Annotated in this window: 24 protein-coding genes; 16 read left to right on the top strand and 8 right to left on the bottom strand. The window is 71.4% G+C overall.

The genetic code is table 11. The annotated features are described in order from the left end of the window. Positions 1–258 precede the first annotated feature (258 nt). The 7 genes from B4V06_RS17450 to B4V06_RS17480 all read left to right on the top strand — a co-directional run bounded on the left by B4V06_RS17450 (position 259) and on the right by B4V06_RS17480 (position 2,519). The gene (locus tag B4V06_RS17450; RefSeq protein WP_007994537.1) at positions 259–525 is read left to right on the top strand and encodes an eL43 family ribosomal protein; all 267 of its coding nucleotides are present in this window, start codon (positions 259–261) and stop codon (positions 523–525) included. Between the two features lie 4 nt (positions 526–529). Then, a complete protein-coding gene (locus B4V06_RS17455) occupies positions 530–664 on the top strand; it encodes a DNA-directed RNA polymerase subunit P (protein ID WP_004049526.1) in 135 nt (44 codons plus the stop codon). A gap of 18 nt (positions 665–682) precedes the next feature. After that, the gene (locus B4V06_RS17460) at positions 683–946 is read left to right on the top strand and encodes a KEOPS complex subunit Pcc1 (protein WP_123114281.1); all 264 of its coding nucleotides are present in this window, start codon (positions 683–685) and stop codon (positions 944–946) included. Between the two features lie 128 nt (positions 947–1,074). After that, the gene (locus B4V06_RS17465) at positions 1,075–1,461 is read left to right on the top strand and encodes a prefoldin subunit beta (protein ID WP_123114937.1); all 387 of its coding nucleotides are present in this window, start codon (positions 1,075–1,077) and stop codon (positions 1,459–1,461) included. A 7-nt stretch (positions 1,462–1,468) separates the two neighbouring features. Continuing rightward, positions 1,469–1,711: a DUF3194 domain-containing protein gene (locus tag B4V06_RS17470; RefSeq protein ID WP_123114280.1), complete on the top strand. Its 243-nt coding sequence runs from the start codon at positions 1,469–1,471 to the stop codon at positions 1,709–1,711. Positions 1,712–1,853: 142 nt separating this feature from the next. Continuing rightward, entirely contained in the window at positions 1,854–2,051 is a 198-nt protein-coding gene (locus B4V06_RS17475; RefSeq protein WP_123114279.1) for an HVO_0649 family zinc finger protein, read from the top strand. A 21-nt stretch (positions 2,052–2,072) separates the two neighbouring features. Then, positions 2,073–2,519, top strand: coding sequence for a universal stress protein (locus B4V06_RS17480; RefSeq protein ID WP_498170808.1), 447 nt, complete (start codon positions 2,073–2,075; stop codon positions 2,517–2,519). A gap of 11 nt (positions 2,520–2,530) precedes the next feature. On the opposite strand, the gene B4V06_RS17485 is transcribed toward B4V06_RS17480, so the two are convergent. The 5 genes from B4V06_RS17485 to B4V06_RS17505 form a co-directional block, all read right to left on the bottom strand. Further along, the gene (locus B4V06_RS17485; RefSeq protein ID WP_498170811.1) at positions 2,531–3,085 is read right to left on the bottom strand and encodes a GMP synthase subunit A; all 555 of its coding nucleotides are present in this window, start codon (positions 3,083–3,085) and stop codon (positions 2,531–2,533) included. A gap of 144 nt (positions 3,086–3,229) precedes the next feature. After that, positions 3,230–4,738, bottom strand: a complete 1,509-nt coding sequence (gene truD, locus B4V06_RS17490; RefSeq protein WP_498170813.1) for a tRNA pseudouridine(13) synthase TruD — start codon at positions 4,736–4,738, stop codon at positions 3,230–3,232. Beyond that, complete coding sequence (gene pth2, locus B4V06_RS17495; protein ID WP_123114275.1) at positions 4,739–5,077, bottom strand: peptidyl-tRNA hydrolase Pth2; 339 nt, start codon at positions 5,075–5,077, stop codon at positions 4,739–4,741. It lies immediately after the preceding gene. Between the two features lie 110 nt (positions 5,078–5,187). Continuing rightward, complete coding sequence (locus B4V06_RS17500; RefSeq protein WP_123114936.1) at positions 5,188–5,988, bottom strand: bacteriorhodopsin; 801 nt, start codon at positions 5,986–5,988, stop codon at positions 5,188–5,190. 291 nt (positions 5,989–6,279) lie between these two features. Continuing rightward, complete coding sequence (locus B4V06_RS17505) at positions 6,280–7,803, bottom strand: phytoene desaturase family protein (protein WP_123114274.1); 1,524 nt, start codon at positions 7,801–7,803, stop codon at positions 6,280–6,282. Positions 7,804–7,939: 136 nt separating this feature from the next. Between B4V06_RS17505 and B4V06_RS17510 the strand changes: the two genes are divergently transcribed. From B4V06_RS17510 to B4V06_RS17530, 5 genes are all read left to right on the top strand, one after another. After that, complete coding sequence (locus B4V06_RS17510) at positions 7,940–8,692, top strand: helix-turn-helix domain-containing protein (RefSeq protein ID WP_123114273.1); 753 nt, start codon at positions 7,940–7,942, stop codon at positions 8,690–8,692. Positions 8,693–8,824: 132 nt separating this feature from the next. Continuing rightward, on the top strand, positions 8,825–9,253 hold the full coding sequence (locus B4V06_RS17515) for a plastocyanin/azurin family copper-binding protein (protein ID WP_123114272.1): 429 nt from the start codon (positions 8,825–8,827) through the stop codon (positions 9,251–9,253). Between the two features lie 130 nt (positions 9,254–9,383). Next, positions 9,384–10,220, top strand: coding sequence for a sulfite exporter TauE/SafE family protein (locus tag B4V06_RS17520; RefSeq protein ID WP_498170816.1), 837 nt, complete (start codon positions 9,384–9,386; stop codon positions 10,218–10,220). Positions 10,221–10,242: 22 nt separating this feature from the next. Next, positions 10,243–12,789, top strand: coding sequence for a heavy metal translocating P-type ATPase (locus B4V06_RS17525; RefSeq protein WP_498170819.1), 2,547 nt, complete (start codon positions 10,243–10,245; stop codon positions 12,787–12,789). A gap of 126 nt (positions 12,790–12,915) precedes the next feature. After that, entirely contained in the window at positions 12,916–13,704 is a 789-nt protein-coding gene (locus B4V06_RS17530; RefSeq protein WP_498171073.1) for an aldo/keto reductase, read from the top strand. 53 nt (positions 13,705–13,757) lie between these two features. Here B4V06_RS17530 and B4V06_RS17535 read toward each other — a convergent pair whose 3' ends face one another. Together B4V06_RS17535 and B4V06_RS17540 are read right to left on the bottom strand one after the other, a co-directional pair. Continuing rightward, on the bottom strand, positions 13,758–15,152 hold the full coding sequence (locus tag B4V06_RS17535) for a PAS domain-containing sensor histidine kinase (RefSeq protein WP_498170822.1): 1,395 nt from the start codon (positions 15,150–15,152) through the stop codon (positions 13,758–13,760). Positions 15,153–15,324: 172 nt separating this feature from the next. Next, positions 15,325–17,217, bottom strand: coding sequence for a S9 family peptidase (locus B4V06_RS17540; protein ID WP_498170825.1), 1,893 nt, complete (start codon positions 17,215–17,217; stop codon positions 15,325–15,327). 129 nt (positions 17,218–17,346) lie between these two features. On the opposite strand from B4V06_RS17540, the gene B4V06_RS17545 reads away from it, so the two are divergent. Beyond that, positions 17,347–18,393, top strand: a complete 1,047-nt coding sequence (locus B4V06_RS17545) for a glycosyltransferase (protein WP_498170827.1) — start codon at positions 17,347–17,349, stop codon at positions 18,391–18,393. Between the two features lie 66 nt (positions 18,394–18,459). On the opposite strand, the gene B4V06_RS17550 is transcribed toward B4V06_RS17545, so the two are convergent. Further along, complete coding sequence (locus tag B4V06_RS17550) at positions 18,460–19,089, bottom strand: halocyanin domain-containing protein (protein WP_123114268.1); 630 nt, start codon at positions 19,087–19,089, stop codon at positions 18,460–18,462. Positions 19,090–19,218: 129 nt separating this feature from the next. Here B4V06_RS17550 and B4V06_RS17555 point away from each other — a divergent pair, with 129 nt between their 5' ends. The 3 genes from B4V06_RS17555 to B4V06_RS17565 form a co-directional block, all read left to right on the top strand. Next, positions 19,219–19,722: a DUF7969 family protein gene (locus tag B4V06_RS17555; protein ID WP_123114267.1), complete on the top strand. Its 504-nt coding sequence runs from the start codon at positions 19,219–19,221 to the stop codon at positions 19,720–19,722. Positions 19,723–19,804: 82 nt separating this feature from the next. After that, a complete protein-coding gene (locus B4V06_RS17560; protein WP_123114266.1) occupies positions 19,805–20,128 on the top strand; it encodes a hypothetical protein in 324 nt (107 codons plus the stop codon). A gap of 78 nt (positions 20,129–20,206) precedes the next feature. Beyond that, positions 20,207–20,623, top strand: a 417-nt coding sequence (locus tag B4V06_RS17565) for a methenyltetrahydromethanopterin cyclohydrolase (RefSeq protein WP_498170829.1), incomplete at its 3' end; no start/stop codon positions are given.

Genomic DNA, 20,623 nt, shown 5'->3' on the forward strand with positions numbered 1-20,623 from the left:
TCCCCAGCCTCGCGGTTCGCGCTCTTCGAGCGCTCACCGCGTCCCTCGCGGGCCCCTCGCGGTCGCCGATTGCGACCGCTCGGCGGCGCGCCGCCACTTCAGTGTCGTAGTCGACCACCGACGCCAGACTCGCGAATCGAGCGCCCGAAGCGGGGTCGAAGCGTCGATATCTCCGCGTCTCTGGCTCGGTCGGCCCGTCCCCCTCGACGCCCCCGACTCGTAGCCTTTTTACCCGCGCTGGCGGTAGACGGACTCACTATGGCTGAGGACAAGGCACGAAGCACCGGTAGTGCGGGCCGATTCGGCGCTCGCTACGGCCGGGTCTCCCGCAAGCGGGTCCAGGACATCGAAGCAGAGATGCGCAACGCGACCGTCGACGGCGACGACGTCACGCGCAAAGGCACCGGCATCTGGGTGAACGAGGAGACCGGCGAGACGTTCACGGGCGGCGCGTACCGCCCCGAGACGCCCGGCGGTCGCACCGTCCGCCGCTCCATCCGCGCCGCGCTCGCCGACGAGGAATAGGACGATGAGCTACAAGTGCTCCCGCTGTAAGCGCGACGTCACCCTCGACGAGTACGGCGGCGTGCGCTGCCCGTACTGCGGCCACCGCGTCCTCCTGAAGGAGCGCGGCGGCGACGTGAAGGAAGTCAACGTCGAGTAACGTTCGGTTTCACCGACCGTGACGGCGTCCCGCGCACACGAGACCGTCCTCTCGTTCGCCTACCCCTCCCAGCGGCGCGCACGGCTCGTCGCCGACGCGCTCGCGCCCGAGATCGGCGAGATCGACGACGCCCGCTCGGCCGCGACCGTCTCCCGCGACGGCGACGCCGTCAGGGTCCGCGTCGCGGCGGACGACCTCGTCGCCCTCCGCGCCGGGATCAACAGCTGGTCCCGGCTCGTCGAGGTCGCGGAGCGAGTCGCGGCCGCACCCGGTCGCGGGTAGCCGCCGACTCGATTCGAGGATCCCCTGCGGCCCGCCCGCTCGCGGTCCCTCTCCGGCGGTACGGCCGACGGGGACGAAGACGTGGGTTTTTCCGTCCGGGTCGCCTCGCTTCGCCCATGCAAGGGAACATGCCGCCCGAGGCACAGGAGAAGATCGAGGAGCTGCAGGAGCTGCAGGAGACCGCACAGCAGGTCGCCGAGCAGAAGGAGCAGGCGCAGTCCGCGCTCAACGAGTCGAAGACGGCGCTCGACGCCCTCGAGGACGTCGACGAGGACGCCGGAATGTACCGCGAGATCGGCGAGGTCCTCGTCGAGACGGACTACGAGTCCGCCTACGACGACCTCGAGAACAAGGTCGACTCGCTCGAGGTCCGCGTCGAGCAGCTCCAGAAGCAGGAGGAGCGCGTCGAGGAGCAGTTCGACGACCTGCAGGGCGAACTCCAGCAGATGCTTCAGGGCGGCGCCGGCGGCGGCGGTCCGATGGGCCCGGGCGGTCCGGGCGCGGGCGGCGCGTAAGCGAGCGATGAGCGACGAGCCGACGGACGACGAAGTGGTCCGCACCGCGGCCGAGGCCGCGGAGGGCGTCGTCTTCGCCCACTACGACCAGTCGGCGGTGACCGACCTCGACGTCACGGTGACGTTCGAGGAGGGCGTGCTCGACGTCGACGTCTACCTGAACGCCCCCGAGGACCCCGACCCCGACGCGGTCGCCCGCGAGGCGGCCGAGACCGCCGGCGAGGCGGTCGACGAGCTGTTCGCGGAGTAGGCGGCCGTTTCCTCCCGTTTTTCGACGCCCCCAGCGACAGCGTCGTCCGTACCCGACTCGCTACCGAGGGGTCTCCGGACGAGCGGGCCGCACAGATCCCCCACCGATAACTATTAATCGTGCTATTGTGTACCGTTAGCACATGTCCTCTACCAGCGGCGGCAGGTCGGCGTTCGAGCGCCTTCGCGCGCGGCTGGACGAGCGGCCGCACGCCTGCGAGGAGTGCGGATTCGTCGACGACGCGAGCGAGTGGGAGGCGGCCACCACCGGGGCGACCGTCGAGTACCGCCGGGAGTGCCCGAGCTGCGGGACCGAGCACGTCCGGCGGTACCGGCTCTGAGTTGAGACCGGGGGCGCCGCGATGTACGACGAGATTCTCTGTCCGATCGACGGGAGCCCAGGGAGCGACGCGGCCGTGGAGCACGCCTGTTATCTCGCCGAGCTGGCGGACGCTCGCGTCCACGCGCTGTTCGTGGTGGACGAGACGATCGCGGGCGCCGACGGGTGGGACGTGGTCGTCGAGCGCGAGGAGGAGCGCGGCGAGGAGGCGCTCGACGCCGTCGCCGCGACCGGGGAAGCACGCGGCGTCCCGGTCGAGAGACACCTCCGGCGCGGCCGTCCGCACGAGGAGATCCTCGACGCGGCCAGCGACTACGGCGCCGACCTGATCGTGATGGGGACTCACGGTCGGACCGGGGTCGGCCGGTTTCTCGCGGCCGGCTCCGTCGCGGAGCGGGTCGTGCGACACAGCGAGGCGCCGGTGTTGACCGCGCGGCTGGGAGGGCGATCGGGGGGGCCGGAAGCGTAGAGCGGGCGGTCCTACGCCGACTCGCAGATTTCGACGAAGTTCTCGAAGACCTCGTCGCCGCGCTCGGTGTGGGCGACCTCCGGGTGCCACTGGACGCCGTACAGGTCCGCCTCGCGGTTCGACATCGCCTCGATGCCGCAGACGTCTGAGGTGGCGGCGCGGGTGAACCCCGCCGGGAGCTCCTTCACCTCGTCGGCGTGCGAGGCCCAGACGCGGGTCGACGGCGCGAGCGACCCGACGAGGGGGTCCTCGTCGTCGACGATCTCCACGTCGACGTCGGCGTAGCCGCCGTAGTCGCCGCCGCCGACCGTGCCCCCGAGCTCGGTCGCGATCAGCTGCATACCGAGACAGATGCCGAAGACGGGGACGTCCCGCTCGAGGTAGTCGGGCGCGTTGCCGACGCGGTCCATGTCGGGCCCGCCCGAGAGGACGACCCCGTCGGCCTCGACCTCGTCGGCGGGCGCGTCGGCGTCGACGATCTCGGTGTCGACGCCGAGGTCGCGGAGCGCGCGCCGCTCGAGGTGCGTGAACTGGCCGTGGAGGTCGACAACGACGATCCGAGTCATGGCCCCATTTGACGGCACCCGCACAAAAACGGCTCGGAATGGAACGCAGTATCGTGGTGGTTTCGGAATTTATAACGGTGGTTTAATGCACGAATGCGGATCGGACGGCGTTCGACGGCCAGAATCGGGCGCGCCGCGCCCCGCTCACAGGTCGAGCGGTCCCTGCTTGAGGAACTCCCGGAGCAGCGCGGTCGCGTACGAGCCGCTCGGGAGGGCGAACGCGAACCGCGGGTCGCCGTCGGCGAACGTCACGTCGAGGTCGGTCCGCAGGAGGACCGCCCGCCGGGTGCCCGCGGAGTCGAACTCCCCTGGGAGCGCGAAGTCGCCCGGTTCGATCCCCGCGTCCGCGAGGACCTCGCGCTCGATCTCGCCGGGCTCGCCGTCGCCGAGCTCGGTCTCCGTGCCGACGAGCGGGGCGGTGACGAACGCCCGCCCGCGCTCGCAGTGGCGCGAGACGACCGAGACGCGGTCGGCGTCGACCCGCTGGAGCCGGTCCGTGTCCGGCGCGTACAGCTCGTCCGGGGCGTCGGCGTCGGCGAAACAGACCACGTCGCCGGCGACGGGGCGATCGAAGGGGAGCCCGCGGCGGAGCCGCTCGCTGGCGATCCGGTTGAAGAGGAACGACTGGGCGGCGTTGACGAACAGTCGCTGGAGGTTCGACGGCACCGCCTCCAGCGCGTGCCACCAGTCGTCGTGATCGGGCGGCGCGTCGGGGGCGACGCCGCGGTCGGCGAGCCGGTGGACCATCGAGCGCTCGAACCGGAGCTTGCCCGGGATCGCGTCGAGGCAGGCGCCCCAGTCGCCGTCGCCGGTGCCGTCGGCGGCGGAGCGCTCGGCGCCGGCGGCGGTTCCCCCGCCGGTGACGCCCTCGCCGGCGACGTCGGCGTCCACCCCGAACGCGGCGTCGACGCGGTCGCGCGCGGCCCGGGTGTCGTCCGGCTCCGTCTCCGCGGGATTGCCCGCGTACAGCCGGACCGCCTCGCGCGGGTCGTTCCGAGCGATCGCGAGCCCGACGACGTGGGTGACGGGCCGCCGGCTGCCGAAGCGCTGCTGGCCGAAGTAGTTCGGGACGCCGACGGTCGCGTCGGTTGCGAGGTCGCCAGCCGTCGCTTCCGCGTCGTCGCCTCCCTCGCTGCCCGCGAACGCCCGGAGGTCGCGCACCGCGTCGGCGACGCGTTCGGGGGCCTCCTCGACCGCGTCGGCGACCCGGATCTCGAAGGCGTTGCCGGCGAGGTCGCCGAAGGAGAGCCGCCGGCCGGCCCGACCGAGCGGCTCGATGTCGGCGCCGCGGATCGCGGGGAGCTCGTCGGGGTCGACCTCGCGGAGCGTGAACAGCTGCGTGGTGACCGCCCGTTTGTCCTTCGTCCCGGCCCAGGAGACGCGCTCGCGGCTGATTCCGAGCGCGTCCGAGATCCGGCGTGCGAAGTCGTTCGTGTCCCAGTCGCGCAGCGTGACGCGGACGACCAGCTCGGGGTAGCTCCCGCGGTCGGCCCCGAGCGGCTCCGGATCGAACGCCTCCAGCTCGCGGACCCGGAAGTCGTCGGGGGACTCCCGCAGTCGGCCGCCGATCCCTTCAGCGTCGGTGGCGTAGTACGCCATGCCGACCGCGCGCTCGGTCGGGTGCGCCTCGCGGAGGGCGTGCTCGGAGGCCATTTAATACAGCGAGAGGTCGCCGGTCACCCGGTCGACGCTGTCGTCGCGGGCGGGACCGACCGCGAGCGCGGTGACGGTCCCCGGCTCCAGTTGGGTGTGACCCGCGTCCCGGACGATCGCGTACGGGAGCCCCTCCGTCTCCGCCTTGTCGGCCAGCGCGAACAGCTGGCTCTCGGAGTCGCCCTTGAGCACGACCTTCTTCTGTCCCTCCCCCTGCCACTTCTTCCGGGCGCGCCGCCCCGCGTCCTGATACGCCGACAGCGACGCGTGCGCGACCTGCGCGGCGAGCTTCCCCTCGCCCATGCCGATGTCCGTCCGGGCGACGATGGCCTGTTTCATGTCCCGTTCCACCGCCGCCGCGGGTTTAGCGCTTTGCTCTCGGGCGCCGCGCCGGAGGCTGACCGGCGTCGGTACGATTTAAAAGAAATCCGCGACGTGAGACCGCGTCGTCAGTCGTCGGCCGGGGCCGCGCCGCCGCGGGAGGCCGAGCCGAGGCCGGACGCCATGTCGGCGATCGTGCGCTCGTTGTCGACGACCCAGCGCAGCAGGAGGAACGCGAAGAGGTACTTCGCGATGATGTCCATCCCGCTGTAGGCCCACGAGGTGATGGCGACGTCGAGCACCGCGAGCCCCTCGGCGCCGAGCGCCCAGAAGATCGGGTAGCCGAGCCAGAGGACCACGGTGAGCACCTTTAGCGTGTTGAAGATCTCTGCGGTGCCGGCGACCTCGGCGTCCTCGGCCCACTCGGCGAGCAGGATGTAGAGGACGACGACGAAGAACGCGCAGCTGATGACGTACCAGACCCAGCGGAGCATGTAGGAGGACGTGGTCAGGGCGGCCGCGAGCCCGGTGACGCACATCCCGATGTCGGCCGTGACGGCGGTGAACAGCTTCGTCACGTTCGTTCCGGCCAGGAGGCCGAGCGCGATGAGGATCATCGGCGTCGACAGCGCCCACGTGAGATACCGGCCCCACGGGGTGAGCACTTCCTGCCCCGCCAACGCGTGTCCGGCCGGCATCTCGAGGAAGCTGACCGTGAGCCCGGAGATGAGCCCGGTGTAGCTCGATATCGACACCAGCGGCACCATCAGCGCGGCGACGAAGATCAGCTGAGCGCGGGGGTCCTCCACGTTCCGCCCCATGTACACGAACAGGAGGATCGACAGGCCCGCGAGGGCGATGTTGATCCAGAGCGACGCGCTCAGAAGCGAGTCAGCTTGGATCGCCTGGAACACTTCGGTTTGAGTCATTTCGAGCGGGACCATACCGCTTGCGAGTACGTCGGCCGCTGCTGTTTCGATCATGCGACGGACAGGAGTACGTGGTAATTCAATTAAAGGTCCAAACCTGACAAGTAAGGGTTTTTTGACGGATTGGGGTCTCGCGACGGATCGTTGGAAAGTTTTCGATTCTCCCTGATGAGGGTGAACGATCGTTTTTTGCGTGTCGTCCGCAGCGCTCGATCGACGGAATCGGCTCTGCATCGCCCAAACGGTGGGATCCACGCCTCACCGTCCGACCGGCGGGATCCGCTCTGCACCTCACCGTCCGATCAGCGGGAGCCGATCGAGGGGGCCGCCGGCGACGTCCGCCGCGACCGCGTCGGCGCAGTGCTCCCCGCTCAGCAGGCACATCGGGACGCCGATGCCGGGGTTGCTGCTCCCGCCGACGTAGTAGAGCCGGTCTACCCCTCTGACACGCGGGCCAGGTCGGAGCGGTCCCGTCTGAGTCACCGTGTGGGCGAGTCCGAGCGCGCTCCCGCCCGGCCGGTCGAACCGGTCCGCGAACTCGGAGACGCAGGCGGATTCCTCGACAACGATCCGGTCGCGGAGGTCGGACCCCGTGTACGACTCGACCGCGTCGAGGACGCGCTCCCGGAACGCGGCCCGGCGGTCCGGACCGTCGTCGAGTCCGGGCGCGAGCGGCACGAGCGTCACGACCGCCTCGTGGCCGTCGGGCGCGACCGACGGGTCGGTGCGCGAGGGGACGTTCACGTACACCGTGGGGTCCTCGGGCCACGCGGGCGACTCGAAGATCGCGTCGAAGTGCGGCTTCCAGTCCGTCGGCAGCGCGAGCGTGTGGTGCGCCAGCGAGTCGAGCGACCCCTCGACGCCGAGGTACAGCAGGTACGCGCTCGGGCCGTACGTCCGGCGGCCCCAGTAGTCGCCGAGGCGCGACACCGCGCCGTCGGGGAGCAGCTCGCGCTCGACGTGCTCGGGCGGGGCGTTGCAGACGACCCGGTCGTGGACGTAGCGGTCGCCGCTCAGCTCGACGGCGACCTCGTCGGAGCCCGGCTCGATGCCCGTGACGCCGACGCCGGTGTGGACGTCCGCCCCACGCTCCGTCGCGACCGACTCGATCGCCTCGATCACCTCGTACATCCCGCCGAGCGGGTAGTACACCCCGAGCCCGAAGTCGACGTGGCTCATCAGCTGGTACAGCGCCGGGGTGTTGTACGGCGACCCGCCGAGGAAGACGAGCGTGTACTGGAGCAGCTGGCGGAGCTTCGGGTGCTCGACGTACGACGCCACGTGCTCGTCGAGCGTGTCGAGCAGGTCGAGCTTCCGCCCGCCCGCGAGGACGTCGGACGACAGGTAGTCGCGGAGCCGCGAGCGCCCCGGGAGCACGAACCGGTCCATCCCGATCTCGTAGGCCGTCTCGGCGTCGTCGAGGTACCGGCGGAAGGCGTCGCCCGCGCCGGGCTCGTACGACTCGAACAGCTCCGCGGCCGCGTCCGGGTCGGCGGGGACGTCGGCCCGGTCCCCGTCGTCCCAGAACACGCGGTAGTGAGGGTCGAGCCGCTTCAGCTCGTAGAAGTCGCTCGGCTCGTGACCGAAGCGCTCGAAGAAGCGCTCGAACACGTCCGGCATCAGGTACCACGAGGGACCGGTGTCGAACCGGAACCCGTCCCGTTCGAGCCGGCCGGCTACCCCGCCGACGCGCTCCCGGCGCTCGTACAGCGTCACCTCGGCCCCGGCGTCGGCCAAGTGGGCGGCCGCCGAGAGCCCGCCGACGCCGCCCCCCACGATACCGATCGAGACCCCGTCGAGCCCTCGCGCTGTCATCGTCGGACCAACGGCTCCCGAGGGGGAGAGTCGTGTCCATCCCACGACGGGACTTTATAACCCGGCCTGGCCGTGCGACCGGGGGACGTACTCGTTCGGGACCGTTCTTTTACCGATCCGTGGGCTAGATTCGAACATGTCGCGGGGGTCACGTCGCTCGTCGTCGTCAGCGGAGGACCTCGCCGATCCGTCCGGGGACGACGCCGCCGACTCCGCCGTCGACGACGAGTCGGACGAGGACGGCGCGGTCGCCGCGGGCCCCGCGGGTCGTTCTCGCGGCGTCCGCGCCCGCCTCGCCGTCCGCGACCCCCCGCACGCCCCGGTCGCGGAGGCGCTCCCCGACGGGTCGGTCGCCACGGACGTGGAGCGGGTCCGCCTCGACGACGCCGTGGTCTCGGAGTTCCGCACCGACCGGCTGATCGGCGCGGAGCCGGTGTTCGCGGCCGACGGCGAGTACGTCTACCGGGTCCGGAGCTCCCCCGCGGAGCCGTACCCCTGTCGGTCGATCGAGTCGCTCGGTCACCCGGTCTCCGACGTCACGGTCCGGACGGCCCCCGACCGGATCCTGCTCACGCTCTCGCTGCCCTCGGTGGACCCGATCGACGAGATCGTCGAGACGGTCGAGGCCACCGGGGCGTCGGTCACGCTCGAACGGCTGACGCGCTCGGGCGCGTCGGGGAAGGGCGACCCCGTCGTCGTCGATCGGGGGCGGCTCACCGACCGACAGCGCGAGGTCGTCCGGACCGCCCAGCGGCTCGGCTACTTCGAGTACCCCCGAGAGACCGACGCTGAGGCGGTCGCGGCCGCCGTCGGGATCGCCCGCTCCACGTTCGCCGAGCACCTCGCGGCCGCGCAGCGCCGGGTGTTCGACGAGCTCGTGGACCCGTGACCGATGGCCGGGAGCCGAGGCGGGGACTCGCGACCGATGGCCGGGAGCCGAGGCGGAACACCGCCGCCCTCGCGATTCCCGCGCGATGAGGCGAACCGCGGTATTGAAACGACCGAAGCCCCGAGTTGACGTATGCACCGCAGACGGTTCCTCGGGCGGGTCGGCGCGGCCGGAATCGGTACCGGGGCGACGGCGGTCCTCGCCGGCTGCGTGGGCGTCGGCGGCGACCCCGACTACGACGTCGGAATGCTCGCGGCCGCGTACCAGCCCGCGGAGCTGACCGTGTCCGTCGGCGACACCGTCGTCTGGGAGAACACGAGCTCGCGAGCGCACACGGTCACGGCGTACGAGGGGGCGATCCCCGACGCGGCCGACTACTTCGCCTCCGGCGGCTACGACGACGAGCAGACCGCCCGCGACGCCTGGGAGTCCGACTTCGGCGGCGGGTTGGAGAGCGGCGACCGCTTCTCGCACACCTTCGAGGTCGCCGGCCGCTACGACTACGTCTGTATTCCCCACGAGACGGGCGGGATGTACGCGACCGTCCTCGTGGAGGAGTGACGTGTGCCGGCGGCGACGCAGGCGGTCGGTCTCGCTTCCGGCGAGCCAGTTCCGCGCCCGGCGAGCCAAACCCGCTCCCGACGAAACCCATTAAGCGCCCGCGACCCCAACTCACGGTAACAGACAGCTAATGAACGTCTCGACGCTCCTGGGGACCGACGTCCTCCTGTTCCTCGCCATCGGGCTGCTCGGCGGCGCCCACTGCATCGGCATGTGCGGCCCGCTCGTGACGGTGTACGCCGGCCGGATGCGCGAGGGGAGCCGGACGGACGGCGGGGGCGCGACGGACGGCGGCGCCGCGTCCGCGACCGCCGACCGCCGCGGGAGCCACCTGACGACCTACGAGGTCCGCCAGCACGCGCTGTTCAACCTCGGTCGCGCGGCGAGTTACACGGTCATCGGCGCGGCGCTCGGCGCGCTCGGCGGGGTCGTCCTCGTCACGACGGCGACGCTGACGGGCGCGGCGGAGGTCGTCCGCGGCGTCGTCGGGCTCGGCGTCGGCGCGGCCGTGATCCTCGTCGGGGTCCGGTACGCGCTCGGCGGCGCCACGGGCGGGATCCACCTCCCGGGGCTCGAACGGGTCACCGGGTGGCTCACCGGTCACGTCGACCGGCTCGCGAACGGGCCCGGCATCGTCGGGCTCGGCGCAGTCCACGGGCTGCTCCCCTGCCCGATCCTCTACCCGGCGTACCTCTACGCGTTCGCCAGCGGCTCGGCGGTCAGCGGCGGGGTCGCGCTCGCGGCGCTCGGGGTCGGCACGATGCCCGCGGTGTTCCTCTACGGCACCGTGATCGAGGGAATTGACGCCGTCCACCGGCGCCGGGTCCACCGGCTGCTCGGCGTCGCGTTCGTCGCGCTCGGCTACGTCCTGTTCGCGCACGGGCTGATGTCGGTCGGGATCCACGTGCCCCATCCGAGCCTCCCGTTCTGGAACCCGCTCGACGCCGGGATGATGGGGGGGATGTGACGATGACGGAGGCGATCGACCGATGAGCGCGCCCGACTGCACCCTCTGCGAGCTCCCGACCGACGGCGTCGACGTGGTCGACGACGAGGGCAACGAGTTCTGCTGTCCGGGCTGCCGCGACGTGTACGCGGCCCTCGGCGACGTCGACGTCGACGCCGACGCGGTGCGCGAGCGGCGGCGCGCCGACGGCGAGGACGGGGACGACGCCGACGACTCCGACGACGTGCCCGCCGACCACGAGGCGACGTTCCTCGAAGTGGACGGGATGCACTGCGCGACCTGCGAGGCGTTCATCGAGACGGTCGCCACCCGGACCGAGGGCGTCAGCGCCGCGAGCGCGAGCTACGTCACGGACACCGTCCGGATCGACCACGACCCGGACGGGGTCTCCACCGACGACCTCTCCGAGGCGGTGAGCGGGCTCGGCTACAGCGCGTACCCCCGCGACGACGCCTTCGCGCGCCGGCAGGCCGACAACATGGCGACGGCCCGGCTCGCGGCCGGCGTGCTCGTCGGGATGGCCGTCATGCTGCAGTACATCGTCATCATCTACCCGACCTACTTCGCGTTCCCCTTCTACAACGAGCGCACCCTGGAATACCTCAACCAGGCGATGTCGTCGACCTCGGGGACGTACTTTTTCATCGTGATCGCGGTCCTGACGACCGTCGTCCTCCTGTTCACCGGCAAGCCGATACTGCGGGGCGCCTACGTCAGCGCGAAGACGCGGTCGCCGAACATGGACCTCCTCGTCGCCATCGCGGCGGTGAGCGCCTACGTTTACAGCACGCTCGCGGTGATCTTCGTCGAGTCGCCGTCGATCTACTACGACGTGACGGTCGCGATCATCGTGATCGTCACCGTCGGCAACAGCTACGAGGACGCGGTAAAAAAGCGCGCGACCGAACTCCTCTCCGACCTCACGGCGGTGCAGGTTGACAGCGCGCGGCGACTGACTGCCGAGAGCGACGCGGCCGGCGAGGCGAAGGCCGGCGAGACCGAGGAGGTCGCCATCGACGACCTCGCCCCGGGCGACCGGGTGCTGGTGCGGGCCGGCGAGCGCGTTCCGGTCGACGGCGAGGCTGTCGCGGGCGACGCGGCCGTCGACGAGTCGGTCGTCACGGGCGAGTCGATGCCGGTCCGGAAGACGCCCGGAGACGAGGTGGTCGGCGGCTCCGTCGTCGCGGACGGCTCGCTCACGGTCGCGGTCGGGCCGGACGCGAGCTCCAGCCTCGACCGCGTCGCGGAGCTCGTCTGGGACCTCCAGAGCGGAAACCACGGCGTCCAGAAGCTCGCCGACCGGCTCGCGACCGTCTTCGTCCCGGTAGTCCTCGGGGTCGCGATCGCCGCCGCCGCGGCCAACCTCGCGCTCGGGAACGGCGTTACCGAGGCGATGCTCGTCGGGCTCACGGTGCTCATCGTCTCGTGTCCCTGCGCGCTCGGGCTCGCGACCCCCCTCGCGGTCGCCGCGGGGATCCGCGACGCGCTCGAACGCTCGATCGTGATCTTCGACGACACCGTCTTCGAGCGGATCCGCGACGCGACCACCGTCGTGTTCGACAAGACGGGGACGCTCACCACCGGCGAGATGGAGGTGGTCTCGGCCGACGTCGACGACGATCTGCTCCGGCTCGCGGCCGCGCTGGAGGAGCGCTCGGCGCACCCGGTCGGGCGGGCCATCGCCGCGGCCCGAGCGAGCGCGGGCGGGGGGCCGGGAGACACCGACGCGTCACCCGCTCCGTCCGCGGTTGCCGACGGCGGGACGGCCGAAGCGGCCGAGACCGGTGGCGGGCCCGAGGCGACCGCCGGAGACGACTCCGGCGAGCCGCTCGCCGTCGAGGGCTTCGAGAGCCACGCCCGCGGCGTCTCCGGGACGGTCGACGGGACCGAGATCGTCGTCGGCCACCCCGCCCTGTTCGACGAGCGCGGCTGGACGGTCCCCGACGCGATCCGCGAGGCGGTCGCCGAGGCGCGCGACGTGGGTCGCGTCCCCGTCGCGGTGGGGCGCGACGGCGCGGCCGAGGGCGTCGTCGTGGTCGGCGACGAGCTGCGCGAGGGGTGGGAGGAGACGGTGACCGCGCTCGACGACGAGGGCGTCGACGTGGTCGTCCTGACCGGGGACGACGAGCGCGCGGCGACCGTCTTCAGCGAGCACGACGCGGTCTCGTCGGTGTTCGCCGGCGTTCCCCCCGAGGGGAAAGCGGAGACCATCGAGCGGCTGAAGGCGAGCGGGCTCACGGTGATGGTCGGCGACGGGACCAACGACGCGCCGGCGCTCGCCGCCGCGGACCTCGGCATCGCGCTCGGCGGGGGGACGGCGATGGCGGCCGACGCGGCCGACGTGGCCATCGTCGACGACGACCTCGGCTCGGTCGCGACCGTCTTCGAGCTCTCGCGGGCGGCGGGCCGCCGCGTGAAGGGGAACATCGGCTGGGCGTTCCTTTATAATGCGGTCGCCATCCCGCTCGCGGTCACCGGCCTGCTCAACCCCCTGTTCGCCGCGGTCGCGATGGGCGCCTCCAGCCTGCTCGTCGTGACGAACTCCTCGCGGGCGCTGCTGGACGACTAACGCGGGCGTCGGGGTCGTCGGTCCCCCGCCCGACGCGCCGCGACCGCAACCGACTTTCCCCTCACGCGACTACCCTCAACCATGTCACAGCGACAGCAGTCCTTCGACGTTCCGACCCGCGACGGGATGCCCGCGCTCGGGCTCGGCACGTGGGAGAACGACGACCCCGCGCAGTGTACCGAGTCGGTGAAGACGGCGCTGGAGACCGGCTACCGCCACGTCGACACCGCCCAGATCTACGGCAACGAGGCCGCCGTCGGCGACGGGATCGCCGCGGCCGACGTCGACCGCGACGACGTCTTCCTCGCGACGAAGGTGTGGATCGACCAGCTCGCGCCCGAGGACGTGGCCGCGTCCACCCGCGAGAGCTTAGAGAAGCTCGGCACCGAGTACGTCGACCTGCTGTACGTCCACTGGCCGGCGGGCGCGTACGACCCCGAAGAGACGCTGCCCGCGTTCGCCGAGCTCCGCGACGACGGGCTCGTCGACCGGATCGGCGTCTCGAACTTCGAGCCGCACCACCTCGACGCCGCGACCGACGCGCTCGGCGAGGCGCCGTTCGCGAACCAGGTGGAGATGCACCCGCTGCTCCGACAGGAGGAGCTGCGCGAGTACGCCGACGCCAACGGCGTCGAGCTCGTCGCCTACTCCCCGCTGGCCCGCGGGAACGTGCTCGGCGACCCGGCGATCACCCACATCGCCGAGAAGCACGGCGTCAGCGCGGCGCAGGTGAGCCTCGCGTGGCTCCGCGAGAAGGGCGTCACGGCCATCCCGAAGGCGACGGGCGAGGACCACATCGCCGACAACTGGGCGAGTCTCGGGCTCGAATTGGACGCCGAGGACGTCGAGGAGATCGACACGCTCGGCCGGACCGACCGCCAGCTGAACCCGGACTTCGGGCCGGACTGGGAGTAGGGTCCGCTGCGGTCGGGTCCGACCCGCGACCCCGGCGGGATCCCGCCGTCAGGTCACTCGCTCGCCGCCGGGAGGACGATCGTGATCTCGTTCCCGCGGTCGGAGGCCGAGTCCACGTCGATCCCGCCCTTCGACATCTCCACGGACCAGTAGACGAGCCAGAACCCCAGCCCGCTGCTGTGGTAGACGTCGGTCATGTCGTGGTCGCCGGTGAGGACGTTCGCCTCCACGGTCGGGATCGGCGCGTGGTCGTCGCTGACGACGAGCTCCGCGCCGCGGTCGGTCCGACTCAGGGCGACCCGCACCGTGGGTCTCCCGCCGGCGGCGTGCCGGACCGCGTTCTCGAGCAGCTCGATCACCGCCGACCGAAGCTCCGCGCGCCCCTCGATCGTGACCGCATCGAGGGAGGAGACCTCGATCGAGGCCTCCGGGTGACGCTCCCGAACCGCCTCGACGCACTCGGCGACGGCCTCGCGGAGCTCGATACGCTCGGTTCCCTGTCGCTCGGTGATCAGGTCGATGATCTCGCGCTCCTTCTCGGCGGTCTCGAGGAGCCGTTCGCCCACCCGCCGGATCACGGCGGTGTGTTCGGTCGACTCCGGCGCCTCGGACGCGATGAGCTCCGCCGTCCCGAGGATGACGTTGAGGTCGTTCCGGAGGTTGTGCCGGAGGAGGTTGTCCATTACGACCAGCTGGCGCTCGCGGCGCCGCCGGTCGGTGACGTCCTTGGCGAACCCCGTGATGCGGACGACCTCGCCGTCGCTTTCGATCGGTTCCGCCTGCACCCACACCCACCGATTGTAGTTCTCGTCGGGGTTCACCCGGTACTCCATGTCGACCGAGGTCCCGGCGGCGAGCCGCTCCATCGCCGCCTCGACGGCCGGGACGTCGTCCGGGTGGATCGCGTCGAGAAACGTCCGCGGATCGGCTTCCAGCCCGTCGATCGATCCGCCGTATATCTCCTCGTAAGCGGGGTTCACGAAGAGCAGCTCCGTCCAGTCGGCGTCGAACATCCACAGCACGTCGCTCGAGACGGCCGCGATCTCTCGGAGGTACGAGGCCGTCTCCTCGTGATCGCGCTCGGCCCGCACCCGGTCGGTGACGTCGCGGGAGCTGACGACGTACCCCTCGATCAGGGCGTCGGTGAGGTTCGACATCCGGCTCTCCAGCCAGACCCACGAGCCGTCCGCGGTCCGGTGCCGGTACTCGACCGACTCCTCGGTGAACTCGTCGTTCTCGACGGTGCGGTAGAACGCGTCCTCGACCGCCTCCCGCTCGCTCGGGTGGACGTACTCGAAGGCGATATCGCCGAGGAGCGCCGACGGGTCGAACCCGAGGATCCGTTCCGCCGCTCCGTTGACGTAGGTGAACCTCCCCTCCTCGTCGAGGAGGGCGATCTTGTCCTGCGCCTGATCGAGCAACAGCTCGAGCGGCTCGGACTCGTTCATTTTCCCCGTACTTACTTACGCGGAAACATAACGGTCACGAAGTTTCACGCCCGTGTTTTGCGGCTTTTCGACCGACTCCGGGGCCGTCGGGTTCGGCGGCTTTTCGACCGACTTCGGGGGCGTCGGGTTCGGCCGCGGTTCCGACGGCTTCGTTCCGGGGCTCCTCCCGACTTCAGACGTGCTCCGCGAGGAAGTCGACGATATCGCGGTACGCCTCGATGCGGTTCTCCAGCTTCGCGAAGCCGTGGCCCTCGTCATCGAAGATCAGCTTGCGGACCGGGACGCCCTGCTCGCGCGCCTCCTCGACGATCTGCTCGGCCTCGCCCACGGGCACCCGCGGGTCGTTCTCGCCGTGGAGGACGAACAGCGGCGCGGCGATCTGCTCGATGTTGTTGATCGGCGAGATGGACTCGAGGAACTCCCGGTCCGCGTCGAGCGAGCCGTACTCGGCCTCTCGGAGCTCGCGACGCCAGTCGCCGGTGTTCTCCAGGAAGGTGACGAAGTTCGCGATGCCGACGATGTCGACGCCGGCCGCCCACAGGTCGGGGTACTCGGTCAGCGCGGCGAGCACCATGAACCCGCCGTAGGAGCCGCCCATCGCGACGACGCGGTCGGGGTCGACCTCGGGGTGGTCGTGGAGCCACTCGACGCCCGCCTCGATGTCGGCGACCGAGTCCATCCGCTTCTCCACGTCGTCGAGCGCGGAGTACGCCTTGCCGTACCCCGAGGAGCCGCGGACGTTCGGTTCGAAGACGGCGTACCCGTTGTTCAGCAGGTACTGCTTGACCGAGGCGAACGAGGGGCGGCGCTGCGACTCCGGCCCGCCGTGGATGTCCACGACGACAGGGTAGCCGCCCGCGGGCGGTTCCGTCTCCGGGACGGAGAAGAACGCGGGGATCTCCCGCCCGTCGAAGGTGGGGTAGTGGACGAGCTCGGGCTCGACGAACGTGTCCGGCGGGATCCCGGCGGTCGAGGCGGCGGTCCAGCGCTCGGTCTCGCCGGTCATCGTCTCGACGACGTAGACGTTCGCGTTGTGGGTGCTCCCGGTCGCGGTGATCGCGAACCGGTCGCCGTCGGGCCCGAAGCTCACGCCGCCGGCGACGCCCTCGGGGAGGTCGGGGGCCGGGAAGGGGTCGATCCGGTCGGGCTCGACGAGCTCGCCGACCGTGATCTCGGTGTAGCCGTCGACGTTCCGGGAGTAGACGACGCGCCGGGATTCCTCGTGAATCGCGACGCCGTCGACGTTCCAGCCGTCGTCGCCGCCCGGCTTCTCGGGGGCCGCGTCGGCGCCCTCGTCGCCCTCGCCGCCCTCGCCGCCGTCTCCCGCCGCCGACCCGTCCGCCCCGGACGCGACCACCGAGAAGTCGCCGGTCGCGAGCGCCAGCCGCTCTAAGCGGAGCGTGTCGCTGTCGCGGTCGGTGACGAGGTACAGCGACTCCCCGTCCGGCCCCCACTCCGGGCTGCCGTACCGCACGTCGCCCTCGTGGGGCGTGTGGTGGGTCAGGTCGCCGCTCGCGACGTCGAGCGTGTACACGTCGTGGTCGAACGAGGACTGCGCCTCGTGGACGATCAGCCGGTCGTCGCTCGGCGACCAGCCGGCCACCGAGAGCCAGCCGTCGCCCTCGTACACCAGCTCCGCGTCGTCGCCGGTCGCGTCGCGCTCCTGCACGTACACGTCGAACACGGACTCGTCGCGCCGGTTCGAGGCGAACGCGAAGCGGTCGCCCTCGGAGTCCCACCCCCCCCAGCGGTGCTTCGCCTCGGGGCGCTCGGTGAGGTCGACGATCTCGCCGGACTCGTAGTTGAGCCGGTACAGCTGCGCGCGCTCGTTGCCGCCCTCGTCCATGCCGAAGACGGCCTCCGCGCGCTCGGGCGAGGAGTCGGCGAACGAGACCGACTCCTCGAAGAACGTGTGCTGTTCGGGCCACCCCAGCGGCTCGTCGACCGACCACACCTGCCCCGTGCCGGTCGTGTTCAGCAGGAAGGAGAGGCGACCGTCGGGGCCGAGGTCGGCCCCGCCGGCGTTCCGCACGTTGAGGTACCGTTCGATGTCGTATCGGTGCATGAGGTCCGATTCCGGCCGCGGTGGGAAACCGTTTCGGGTGGTGGAACGGACGGTTCCCGACCGTTTCCGTCCGCCCGACCGCGCCGCGATGCCGTGTCTTTTTATCCGGGCCCGCCGTCCGGTCGGCGTATGCGCGTCGCGTTCGTCTCGCTTCTCGCCCCGGGTCACGGCGTCACGCCGGCCCGGGAGCGAACGCGACGGGTCGCCAGCGGGCTCGCCGACCGCGGCCACGAGGTCGTGTGGCTCTGCGCGCGGTGGTGGGGCGGCGACCACGACGTCTTCGAGGAGGACGGGATCGAGTACCGGTCGGTGGCGGCCGACCCGTCGCCGACGGCGTTCGCCGCGCGGCTCCCGCTCGCGCTCCGCCGGGTCGCCCCCGACGTCGTCCACGCGGTCAACAGCCCGCCGACGCCGGGGCTCGGCGCGACGGTCGCGGGGACGCTCGCGCGGACCCCGGTCGTCGTCGACTGGTGGCGCGACCACCCCGCGGACGCCGCCCGGCGGTACCGCTTCCTCGCCAAAGGCGCCGACAGGGTGACGACGCCCTCGCGGACGACAAAGACGCGGGTTCGCGAGCACGGGGCCGACGGCGACGACGTGCGGGTGGTCCCCGAGAGCGTCGACTTCGACCTCGTCGAGTCCGCCGACGTCGACGACCGGTTCGACGCGGTGTACGCGCGGCGGCTGGACCGCCACGCCAACGTCGAGACGTTCCTCCTCGGGCTCGCGGAGCTCCGCGGGCGCGACTGGACCGCCGCCGTCGTCGGCGACGGCCCCGAGCGCGAGCGGATCGAGGCGACCGCGAGCGACCTCCGGATCGCCGACCGGGTGTCGTTCCTCGGCGACCTCCCGCGCCGCGAGCGCGTCGAGTTATTTAAAGGGACCCACGTCGTCGCCGCGACGGCGACGTGGGAGACGTTCGCGACGGAGCTGTTGTGGGCGCTCGCGTGCGGCTGCGTCGCCCTCGTCGAGTACCAGGCGGACTCCAGCGCCCACGAGCTGGTGGAGGGCCGCGAGCGCGGGCGCCTCGTCACGAGCCCGGCCGAGCTCGCGGACGAATTCGTCGCCGTCGGCGACCTCCCGCGGCGGACCGTCGAGCCAGACTTCGCGGGCTACGACCACGACGCCGTCTTGGACCGGTACGTCGAGACGTATCGGGAGCTCGTCAGCGACTGATACGTAGAGAACGGAAGCGAACGGCTCGAAACCGCGGGCCGCACCGCCGGAACCGCCGGACGCCGACTACTCCTCTTGGGTGATCGTGCCGCCGTACTTCATGAAGACGAACGCCAGCCCGAGCGTGCTCACCATCGCGATGAACGTCGCGACGCCGAGCGCGCGGGCGCCCTGCGGGACGAAGACGGCGTTCGAGCCGCCCCCGCCGCCGGTCGACTCCGTCTCGATGTCCTCGCCGACGGCGAGACCGGCGTGCATGCCGACGGCGGTGTGGGGCACGCAGTGGTAGTGGGTGATACCGACGTCCTCCTCGCTCGTCTCGTACTCGTAGGTCGCCCCCTCCTCGCCGACCGGGTCGCCGCTGTCGAGGGCGGCCGGGCCCTCGACGTTCTGCACGTTGTGCGCCCCGCCGTTCCCGGTCCACTCGAACGTGATCGTCGTGCCCGTATCGACCCAAAGCAGGGTCGGGTCGAACGCGAGCCCCTGGTCGCCGGCGCCGACCGACACGGTCACCTCGCTCTGCCCGCGGGCGTCCTGGTACGACCCGACGTTCCCGCTACTGGCCCCGCTCGGCCAGACCGGCTGTTCCTCCTGTGCCGCCGCGGTCCCCGCCGTCACCGTCGCCGCCCCGGCGGCAGCGGTCGCGCCGCCTGCGGTCCGCATGAACGCGCGCCGGGAGACGTCGTCCGAGCTCATACCCCCCGGTTTGTGACGGGCTGTAGTGAATATGTTGATCCGGTCGCGGGCGGCGTCGCCGTCCCGCCCCGCCCGCGAGGACCGACGTGTCGCCGATGAGCGTATAAAAACAGCGCCCGTAACTCCCGCATGAGCTACCCGGTCACCTACTACTGCCCGCACTGCGGGACCCTCGTCGAGCTGGAGCGCGACGGCTACCTCGCGGACAAGTCGGTGACGCCGTACCCCCTCGACGGGTGGACGTACGTCGCCCCCGCGGAGCCGTTCGAGGACGCGGCCGACGTCGACGGCGTCCGGTTCGTCTGCGGCGAGAGCGACGGGGTCGTCTGGGACCCCCACGACGGAGTGCGCGGGACCGACGTCGGCGGCGAAGTCAGTGACGGCGGACAGACCGGCGAGGGCGCCGGCAGCGCCGGAGACGGTGACGACGGCGCCGCTGACGGCGAGGACCCCGGCTGCGGTGAGCCCTTCTACCTCTCGTTCGTCCGGTACGACGAGGGGCGCGAGATCGACCCGCGCGCCGAGAGCGAGCTGGTCGAGATCGACCCCGACCCGCGCCCGAGCGGGCCGCGGGGGCCGAGCGGACCGAGCGGCGTCGGGGACGACGGCGGCTCCGACGGCGGGTTCTGGTAGCGCGACGCTGCGGGCCGGCGCTCGGAAGCAATCTGCCACGATCGACCGTACTATTATCTTCGCGAGGCGCGACGGGACAGGTATGCCGGACACCAAGTCGGGACGTGACAAGCAGGCACGCGACGAGGAGCGCCGACGTATCGAGCGGGATATTACCGAGGCCCGCGAGCGCGGCGACGAAGCGGAACCGCCGGACAACGGTCCGGAAGCGTGTTATCGGCGGGGCTGCGACGAGCCCGCCGCGTTCAGGGTCACCGAGCGGTATCAGGAGGACACCGGGAAGGGCGCCGTGGAGGCGACCGCCCTCCTCTGTACGGACCACACGGTCGCGGAGGGGCCGGCCAACCTCGACAGCGCGTACGATGAGTACGTCTTCCGCATCGAGCCGATCTCGGCCGGTGACTGACCGGAGCGGGCGACGGCGTCGCTCGCCGAACGACGCCAACAGACAAGCCCCTTAATGCGGGAGCGAGAAGGCTCGGGTATGGAAAGCATCAATCGGACCGCGATCGAGCTCGTCGACGAGGCGCTCGACTTCGCCGGCGAGCTCGACGTCGTCGGGTACGAGCTGGACAACGGCGCTACCGTCGTCGACTTCGGAGTCGACGCCGCCGGCGGCGTCGAGGCGGGGCTGCTGCTCGCCGAGATCCAGACCGCCGGCCTCGCGAACCTCCGCACCCGCATGGGCGAGGTCGCAGGCGCGCCGCGCCAGTACGTCGAGCTGTCGACTGACCACCCCGCGATCGCCCTGCTCTGTTCGCAGAAGGCCGGCTGGGAGCTCGCCTTCGAGTCCGGCTACGAGGGGCTCGGCTCCGGGCCGGCCCGCGCGCTGGTCGGGCAGGAGGCGGAGTTCGAGCGCGTCGGCTACTACGACTCCTCGGAGTTCGCCACGCTCGCGGTC

The organism is Halorubrum sp. B53, from assembly GCF_059752395.1.

Excerpts from the sequence above, each read along its gene's own strand:
- B4V06_RS17450 (WP_007994537.1), top strand. The coding sequence starts at position 259 with ATGGCTGAGGACAAGGCACGAAGCACCGGTAGTGCGGGCCGATTCGGC.
- B4V06_RS17455 (WP_004049526.1), top strand. The coding sequence starts at position 530 with ATGAGCTACAAGTGCTCCCGCTGTAAGCGCGACGTCACCCTCGACGAG.
- B4V06_RS17465 (WP_123114937.1), top strand. The coding sequence starts at position 1,075 with ATGCCGCCCGAGGCACAGGAGAAGATCGAGGAGCTGCAGGAGCTGCAG.
- B4V06_RS17470 (WP_123114280.1), top strand. The coding sequence starts at position 1,469 with ATGAGCGACGAGCCGACGGACGACGAAGTGGTCCGCACCGCGGCCGAG.
- B4V06_RS17475 (WP_123114279.1), top strand. The coding sequence starts at position 1,854 with ATGTCCTCTACCAGCGGCGGCAGGTCGGCGTTCGAGCGCCTTCGCGCG.
- B4V06_RS17480 (WP_498170808.1), top strand. The coding sequence starts at position 2,073 with ATGTACGACGAGATTCTCTGTCCGATCGACGGGAGCCCAGGGAGCGAC.
- B4V06_RS17485 (WP_498170811.1), bottom strand. The coding sequence starts at position 3,085 with ATGACTCGGATCGTCGTTGTCGACCTCCACGGCCAGTTCACGCACCTC.
- truD (WP_498170813.1), bottom strand. The coding sequence starts at position 4,738 with ATGGCCTCCGAGCACGCCCTCCGCGAGGCGCACCCGACCGAGCGCGCG.
- pth2 (WP_123114275.1), bottom strand. The coding sequence starts at position 5,077 with ATGAAACAGGCCATCGTCGCCCGGACGGACATCGGCATGGGCGAGGGG.
- B4V06_RS17500 (WP_123114936.1), bottom strand. The coding sequence starts at position 5,988 with ATGACTCAAACCGAAGTGTTCCAGGCGATCCAAGCTGACTCGCTTCTG.
- B4V06_RS17505 (WP_123114274.1), bottom strand. The coding sequence starts at position 7,803 with ATGACAGCGCGAGGGCTCGACGGGGTCTCGATCGGTATCGTGGGGGGC.
- B4V06_RS17510 (WP_123114273.1), top strand. The coding sequence starts at position 7,940 with ATGTCGCGGGGGTCACGTCGCTCGTCGTCGTCAGCGGAGGACCTCGCC.
- B4V06_RS17515 (WP_123114272.1), top strand. The coding sequence starts at position 8,825 with ATGCACCGCAGACGGTTCCTCGGGCGGGTCGGCGCGGCCGGAATCGGT.
- B4V06_RS17520 (WP_498170816.1), top strand. The coding sequence starts at position 9,384 with ATGAACGTCTCGACGCTCCTGGGGACCGACGTCCTCCTGTTCCTCGCC.
- B4V06_RS17525 (WP_498170819.1), top strand. The coding sequence starts at position 10,243 with ATGAGCGCGCCCGACTGCACCCTCTGCGAGCTCCCGACCGACGGCGTC.
- B4V06_RS17530 (WP_498171073.1), top strand. The coding sequence starts at position 12,916 with ATGCCCGCGCTCGGGCTCGGCACGTGGGAGAACGACGACCCCGCGCAG.
- B4V06_RS17535 (WP_498170822.1), bottom strand. The coding sequence starts at position 15,152 with ATGAACGAGTCCGAGCCGCTCGAGCTGTTGCTCGATCAGGCGCAGGAC.
- B4V06_RS17540 (WP_498170825.1), bottom strand. The coding sequence starts at position 17,217 with ATGCACCGATACGACATCGAACGGTACCTCAACGTGCGGAACGCCGGC.
- B4V06_RS17545 (WP_498170827.1), top strand. The coding sequence starts at position 17,347 with ATGCGCGTCGCGTTCGTCTCGCTTCTCGCCCCGGGTCACGGCGTCACG.
- B4V06_RS17550 (WP_123114268.1), bottom strand. The coding sequence starts at position 19,089 with ATGAGCTCGGACGACGTCTCCCGGCGCGCGTTCATGCGGACCGCAGGC.
- B4V06_RS17555 (WP_123114267.1), top strand. The coding sequence starts at position 19,219 with ATGAGCTACCCGGTCACCTACTACTGCCCGCACTGCGGGACCCTCGTC.
- B4V06_RS17560 (WP_123114266.1), top strand. The coding sequence starts at position 19,805 with ATGCCGGACACCAAGTCGGGACGTGACAAGCAGGCACGCGACGAGGAG.